General features: G+C 59.2%; 9 protein-coding genes. 6 read left to right on the top strand and 3 right to left on the bottom strand.

Annotated features, from left to right (window positions below; translation table 11 throughout):
• The 3 genes from ACH2EH_RS03115 to ACH2EH_RS03105 form a co-directional block, all read right to left on the bottom strand.
• Nucleotides 1–271, bottom strand: a 271-nt coding sequence (locus ACH2EH_RS03115; protein ID WP_395138869.1) for a metallophosphoesterase, incomplete at its 3' end; no start/stop codon positions are given.
• A 43-nt stretch (nucleotides 272–314) separates the two neighbouring features.
• Nucleotides 315–500: a hypothetical protein gene (locus ACH2EH_RS03110; RefSeq protein ID WP_395138866.1), complete on the bottom strand. Its 186-nt coding sequence runs from the start codon at nucleotides 498–500 to the stop codon at nucleotides 315–317.
• Nucleotides 501–505: 5 nt separating this feature from the next.
• Complete coding sequence (locus tag ACH2EH_RS03105; protein ID WP_395138864.1) at nucleotides 506–1,111, bottom strand: GNAT family N-acetyltransferase; 606 nt, start codon at nucleotides 1,109–1,111, stop codon at nucleotides 506–508.
• Nucleotides 1,112–1,233: 122 nt separating this feature from the next.
• Between ACH2EH_RS03105 and ACH2EH_RS03100 the strand changes: the two genes are divergently transcribed.
• From ACH2EH_RS03100 to ACH2EH_RS03075, 6 genes are all read left to right on the top strand, one after another.
• A complete protein-coding gene (locus ACH2EH_RS03100) occupies nucleotides 1,234–1,611 on the top strand; it encodes a hypothetical protein (RefSeq protein ID WP_395138862.1) in 378 nt (125 codons plus the stop codon).
• Between the two features lie 110 nt (nucleotides 1,612–1,721).
• Complete coding sequence (locus tag ACH2EH_RS03095) at nucleotides 1,722–2,333, top strand: DUF6088 family protein (RefSeq protein WP_395138860.1); 612 nt, start codon at nucleotides 1,722–1,724, stop codon at nucleotides 2,331–2,333.
• A complete protein-coding gene (locus ACH2EH_RS03090) occupies nucleotides 2,330–2,842 on the top strand; it encodes a nucleotidyl transferase AbiEii/AbiGii toxin family protein (RefSeq protein WP_395138858.1) in 513 nt (170 codons plus the stop codon). Before ACH2EH_RS03095 ends, ACH2EH_RS03090 begins: the two co-directional genes overlap by 4 nt.
• 57 nt (nucleotides 2,843–2,899) lie before the next feature.
• Nucleotides 2,900–3,346, top strand: coding sequence for a hypothetical protein (locus tag ACH2EH_RS03085; RefSeq protein ID WP_395138856.1), 447 nt, complete (start codon nucleotides 2,900–2,902; stop codon nucleotides 3,344–3,346).
• 120 nt (nucleotides 3,347–3,466) lie between these two features.
• Nucleotides 3,467–4,732 (top strand): ATP-binding protein, encoded by a 1,266-nt coding sequence (locus ACH2EH_RS03080; RefSeq protein ID WP_395138854.1) that lies wholly within the window; start codon nucleotides 3,467–3,469, stop codon nucleotides 4,730–4,732.
• A 57-nt stretch (nucleotides 4,733–4,789) separates the two neighbouring features.
• On the top strand, nucleotides 4,790–5,872 hold the full coding sequence (locus ACH2EH_RS03075) for a hypothetical protein (protein ID WP_395138852.1): 1,083 nt from the start codon (nucleotides 4,790–4,792) through the stop codon (nucleotides 5,870–5,872).
• Nucleotides 5,873–6,389 lie beyond the last annotated feature (517 nt).

Here is a 6,389-nt window from a genome sequence, read left to right as displayed (position 1 = left end):
TGTCGTGGTTGCCTCGGATCAGGCAGATATTCCCGTGGAGCCGTCGCCGAATCGCTTTCGCGTCATCGAGCGGGCAGAGAAACAGATCGCCCAGGTGATAGACAGTATCTCCTGGGACGACACATGCGTTCCACCGGGCGATGAGCGCCCCGTCCATCGCCTCCGTGGAGTCGAAGGGGCGCTGGCAGTGGGAGCGGATATTATCGTGCCCGAAGTGGTGATCCGAGGTGAACCACAGGCGCGACGCGGGTGAGGTAGGGGAATCGGTCATACCGCTCTATACGCCAGATTCCCCTCGCTGCTAAACTGCTAACTCAAGCTGCCTTTGCAGGGACTTTCGAGCGCGACGCAGGTTTTCGCACGCTCATCCGGCTTTGCTTCTGGCGCTCTTTCGCCGTCTCGATCAGCAGCTTCGAGTCGTCCAGGCTTCCCGCCGTCACGTCCATGTCCTCTGCCGCTCCTCGATCCAGGAGCCATTTCTCAGTTATCTTAATCTGCATCTTCATTACCTCGACAAGTACGCACTCGCCTGCGTCGGTGTCGTCTCAAAGTAGGGGAGCCCCTCAACAACATCCAGGCCCAGGTCGCTCATCCCCACTGTATCGCGATAGAACGACACCGCCTGTGGCAGGGAGTGTAGCCCGATGCGACCGCTCCAGCCACGCTTCAGGCTCAGGCGCATTGCCTCCACAAGAAGCACCTGGCCCACGCCCCCAAAGCGGGGATCGGGAGTCAGCTCGCGCAGGTTCCACGGAGCCGCCTCCAGATAGTGCACATAGACCAAGGGAAGCCCGAGCTGGCTTGGTTCCTTGCACCGCTTCTGTTTGGTTGTTAGGAGCATCATCCCCTGAATCTGCCCCTCGCACTCCACCCCGATTGTCTGGTAGCCTGCCAGTCCCTCGACCGCCTTTGCCTTGCGCTGCCAGCTCCAGTGAAGGTGCTGTGGCCAGGCCGAGCGCGGCGTTCCTGCCAGAGCCAGCCTTTGGATCGCCGCATCAATGGACGGTTCCCAGTCTGCCGCCGCCGCTTCCACAGCTGCCCGATTCATGGGGCTGAGAACTGTTGCTGGCACCGCCTGCGCCGCCCGGCGGTCATAAAGAAGAATATCCACCAGAGTTAGTATATCGTTGGTGTTGCTTTTCTGGTATGCCCACTAGCCACCAAAGCCACTGGCAACGGCGATTCTCCCATGCCAACAATACGATAAAATGAGATTTGAAGAGAGAACGGAAAATGCCTCCTACGATGACCGCCGATTATATTGCCGAAGCTGCCCAGAACCTGTCCTTGCTTGAGCTGGATGCCATCATGGAGCGCCTCACTGCCATCCGTGCCCATCGCCGTGTTCCCGCGCTCTCTGAGACCGAAGCGGATCTCCTGAAGCGCATTGAGGCCGCGGTACCCAGCGTCGTAAAGCCCTCAAAGCCACCCAAGCACAGCGCGAGCTCACCCCAGAAGAGCACAGCGAGTTCGCTCAGCTCACCGATGAGATCGAGCTTGCAGAAGCGGGGCGCATTGATCTCCTTTCCGAACTGGCCGCCCTGCGTGGAACCACACTCGCACAAGTTGCTCGTCAGCTTGGCCTTGGCCGCCCTTGAGAGTTCGCCGTGAGTACATCACCCTTCGCATACTGTCGCCGCCACTGAGGGTAATCTCTAACTTGTGAAGGAAATGTCAGAAACTAATTGCTTTTTTTCTGACATGTACCTATAATCTTAACTGTGGCAGCAACTATTTCAAGCAAGATTGAGCGGCGCATTCAGAAGCAGGGGGAGGGGTGGGTCTTCGCGGCCCAGGACTTCCTAGACCTGGGGAGCCGTGCCGCTGTGGATCAGACACTCTCACGCCTCGCGCGGGAGGGGGAGATCCGCCGTGTCGGGCGCGGGCTCTACGATCTGCCGCGTACCAGCACGCTACTGGGAACGCTGGTTCCACCCGCCCAGGAGCGTATCGCCGAGGCGCTGGAGCGCAAGACAGGCAGCCGACTTCAGAGCAGTGGGGCAGTCGCGGCAAACGCCCTCGGGCTTTCCACGCAAGTACCCGCAAAGATTGTCTATCTCACCGATGGGGCGTCCCGTAAGCTCAAGGTGGGGGGCCAGACCATCGAGCTACGCCACGCAGAACCTCGGCGGCTCACGGAGCAGGGAGGCAAGGTCGCCACGATCCTTGAAGCCCTACGCTACCTTGGCCCCACAGGCATTGACGACCACGAGCTCACCCGGCTTCGTGCCCTCCTCACCCGCCGAGATCGCGCTACCCTACGCCGAAGCCGCGCCACCGCACCCACCTGGCTTCTGCCGCACATAGACCGACTCTTGGAGACCCCCGCTTGAACCGAATCGCCCGTGCTCTGGCCGCCGAACGTGCCGATGTCGTCGCAGGCACTAGCTCTGCTACCGTTCGGGTTCTTGCCGTCGAGCGCACGTTCTGGGAGAAAGTCACGATCCTCCACGATGAGTTCTACCGCCCGCTGGAGAAAGTCCGTGGTGAGCGGCTTTCACGCCACTACTACGACTTGGTCAAGCTCGCCCAGCACCCGGAGATTGGCCCCCGAGCAATCGCCCGCTTGGACCTTCTGGCTCGCGTCGCCGAGCACAAAGAGTTCTTCTACCGCAGCTCCTGGTCGCGCTACGATCTGGCCGTTCCGGGCACCTTGCACCTCCTCCCGCCGCCCGAGCGCCTGCCTGACCTGAGAAGCGACTACGACCGAATGGGGGATATGTTCTTCGCTGTGCCGCCGACCTTCGATAGCCTGCTGGAGAGTCTAAGTGCGCTGGAAATCCGCCTGAACGCGCTGGGTCGTCTGACTAAAAGCCCGCTTTGGAACGCGCAAGCTGCCTGATCTTGCCGGATATTGCCGGATTTTGCCGGAAATGGTACCCTGGAGCATACTGTAACGATGCCGATTAAGATCATGGTCTCCTCCTCTGTTTATGGCTTTGAAGATACGCTCACGCAACTCTGTGCGGTGCTGGAGAGCTACGGCTATGAGGTTCTGAACTCTCACTATGGCACCATCGCACGCCAGCTCCTGAAGAAATTTGCGCCCGTTCTGCCGGATCAGGTGTACAAAGCCGATGGTACGCGGCTCTTTCCCTTGCCTGCCCCTCCAGCTTTACCCGTCAATCCCTTTCGGGGAAATAGCGTCCTGGATGATTACCGTGTGATTGCCATGCTTAACGAAGCCCAAGCAGGAACACCCGGCTCTCCCCTCATGGCACGTCCCAACCGATGGAGCCAGGAGTTTGCGACAACGGAGGCGCTATTGCGAACGATCCAGGCGCAGTTTTCCAACCACACCGTTCTAGCCGCAGAGCTTGCTGCTCTGGCGGGAGGTACTCCATGAGCACATCTATCGAGAGTTATCTGGGTAAGTCGGAAAGCCAGACCCTGGAGTTTAAGCTGCAAGCCGCTGAGGAAGGAATCGCCCGCTCGGTGACAGCGATGCTAAATGCAGAGGGGGGGGATGATTCTCCTGGGGATGAACGACGAGGGGCACTTTATCGGCCTGTCACGTCCCCAGACGGTCGAGCCGCTCATGACGCATTTAGAGCAGGCCATCTCTCCGAAGATCCCACTTCGCGTCGAGTTGGTGGAGTATGCGGGCAAGCAAGGAGCTCTGATCGAGGTGCCACGCGGGAGCGATGTTCCCTATGTTCACAAGGGCGCGATCTATATTCGGACGGGTGCTCAGAACCGTGCGGCAACAGCGGAGCAGGTTCGTGCTCTGCTGGGAAAACGTGAGGATGCCGAGCAGCGCTGGGAGCGAGTGGCGGCGTATGGGATCGAGGCCGACTCGCTGCCAATGGAGCTGCTTCAGAGCACGGCGAAACGCTACGGTGAGCGCTACGGTCAAGAGCTTACGGAGAACCCCAGTGCCTGGGACTGTTTAGAGCGGCTGAACCTCACGGCAGACCTCTGGCCGACTCGGGGAGCGGTGGCGCTGTTCCAAAGAGATCCTCTGCCTGCCTTCCCTCAGTTTGGCATACATGCGACCGGTTTTACAAGCGAGAGCAAGCTGGAGACTTCCGAGGATGTCTTCTTTCAGGGCGATCTCCACGAGGTGCTCGATCAGGCATATAACTTCTGTTTAATACGCCTCCCAAAACGCACGGTGATCTCTGGGCTAGTGCGCCAGGAAGAACCTATCTTGCCTGCGCTGGCGGTTCGCGAGGCGCTGGTCAATGCCCTCATGCACCGGGACTATGCCGACCGTGCGCAAGTGCAGGTGCGGATTTTCCCGAACCGTTTCGAGGTGTGGAACCCTGGCAAACTCGACCTGAACCCGTCGGAGGCATCGGTCGCTCTGCGTGTCTCGCGCCCGACCAATCCCGATATTGCACGTGTCTGCTCGGTGTGGGGCTTGGCGGAGCTGCTCGGCGCGGGCCTGGAGCGGATTCAGCAGGCAATGCAAGAGCTTGGCCTACCCACCCCTCAGTGGCGCAATGTTCAGGGAGGAGTCTTACTGAAACTTGCCTGGAAAGAAGATGCTTCCCTAAGCGATGCAGTGAGTCTCAGTGCATTTAACGAGCGGATGCTGGCCTGCCTTGGAGCGGTGAAGACAAATGCGGTGCTTACCCGCGAGGAGTACACGCAGCGCTTTGCACCTGGTCAGGCTGAGCGGAGTGCCCGCAACGATCTGGCGAAGCTGGTCTCCTTGGGCTACTTCCGGGCGATGGGCGGCGGGCGTGGGACGGCGTACCTGCGAACCGATAAACCGTCGCCGATCTAATGATTTTCGTTTTTCTGCTACACTTTTAGCTGCTCCCATGAGGATGTTACACGCACGATGGATACTCTGACTTCTACCCCTGCTTCCACGAACTTCGACCGCCTGAAGACAAAGCTGCGCGAGCTTTTCGAGCTGGATAAGGCCGACCTAGACTTCGGCATCTACCGCATTCTGCGCCAGCGCCACAGCGAGATCACGGAGTTCCTGGATCGCCACCTGGAGACGACGGTGCGGGGTGCGCTGGCGAGCCACGGCGACACGCAACTTTCGTCGGTGAAGGAGGACCTGAAGGCGGCTGAAGATGGAGCGAGGGCGCTTGGGATGCCCCCGGAAGCTGTGCCACGAGTTCAGGAGCTTCGGGCGAAGCTGGGCGCGGGCGTGAACCCCGACGAGGCGGCCAACGAGGTGTACTCGCATCTGTTCAAGTTCTTCTCGCGCTACTACGAGGAGGGGGATCTCCTGGGGCTTCATCGCTCGACGGTGGCGGGCAAGGAGCGCTACATGATCCCCTACAATGGCGAGGAGGTGAAGCTGGTCTGGGCGAACATGGACCAGTACTACATCAAGTCGTCGGAGCTTCTGAGGGACTACACTTTTCGGCTGCGCCCCGCCGCTGACTCGCTGTTCGTTGCCGAAGGGCCAGAGGAGGTGGTGGTTCACTTCAAGCTGGTGGAGGGCGACACGGAGAAGGACAACCGGAAGGCGGACAGCAAGACGGAGCGGCGGTTCGCACTCGATGAGGAGACGCCATTCGTGGAGGATGGCCCCGCGTCGCTGACGATCCGGTTCCGCTACAAGGAGTTCCCGGCACAGCGCAATCTTCAAGACAACCTGAACAGGGAGTCGCTGGCCGCGCTGGAGAAGTCGCTACCGGAGGCGTGGAAGGCGCGGCTGTTCGTGGTGGAGACGCGGTACTGCCTGACGCTGGATCGGGTGCCGGAGGCGCTTTACCCGGAGATTGTGGCGAATGAGGCGCAGTGGGAAGAGTGGGCCAGTCTTGGTCTGGTTAAAATAAATGGAACAAGTCTATTTGATTCATCTAAGAATCTTCGAAGTGTTGAATTTTTGAAGGAGAATAAATATCTAATAGTTGAGCCTTTTTCACGAATCGGTTCTCCCACCGTCAGGTGGGCTGGGTGAGGGTAGCTGACGCTCCGAACCGATAAGAGAATGTGAAAAATGTACCCATTCAGAACGTCAGCCAAGAAATTGTACCCGGCTCAGATGCTAACCAAGACGAGCTACCCTTTTGGGAAGACAAACCCGCATCTTGGGAAAGTGAATGCCTGCTAGCCCCCTACTGGAAACAGGTCAAAGAGAAACTATGCCCCTCATTTGAGCAAGACACAGGGCTGGAGTTGACCGATAAGCTCAAAGCGCTCACCCAGGTTTTGGAAATCGTGCGCATCGAAGAGCATGTCCCAGAGCCCAAAAGGGGCAAACGAGGAGGACAAGAAATTGACCGGCGACCCCTAGCGCGTGCCTTCCTAGCAAACGCGTGCCTTCCTAGCAAAGGCGTTTCTCAACCTGAGCAGCACCCGTGCCCTCAAAGAAATGCTGAATCGCGTACGGGTACATTCCCCGGAGCTTGCTCCGCGTCCGCATGGAATGCTGAGCCAACGCGAATGGTTGTTTTGCTCTTGAGCAGCCTACGCCT

It is taken from the genome of Armatimonas sp. (assembly GCF_043760365.1).
Taxonomy (GTDB): domain Bacteria; phylum Armatimonadota; class Armatimonadia; order Armatimonadales; family Armatimonadaceae; genus Armatimonas.
Note: the sequence above shows the minus strand (reverse complement) of the source record. Positions and strands in the feature narration are given on the sequence as shown.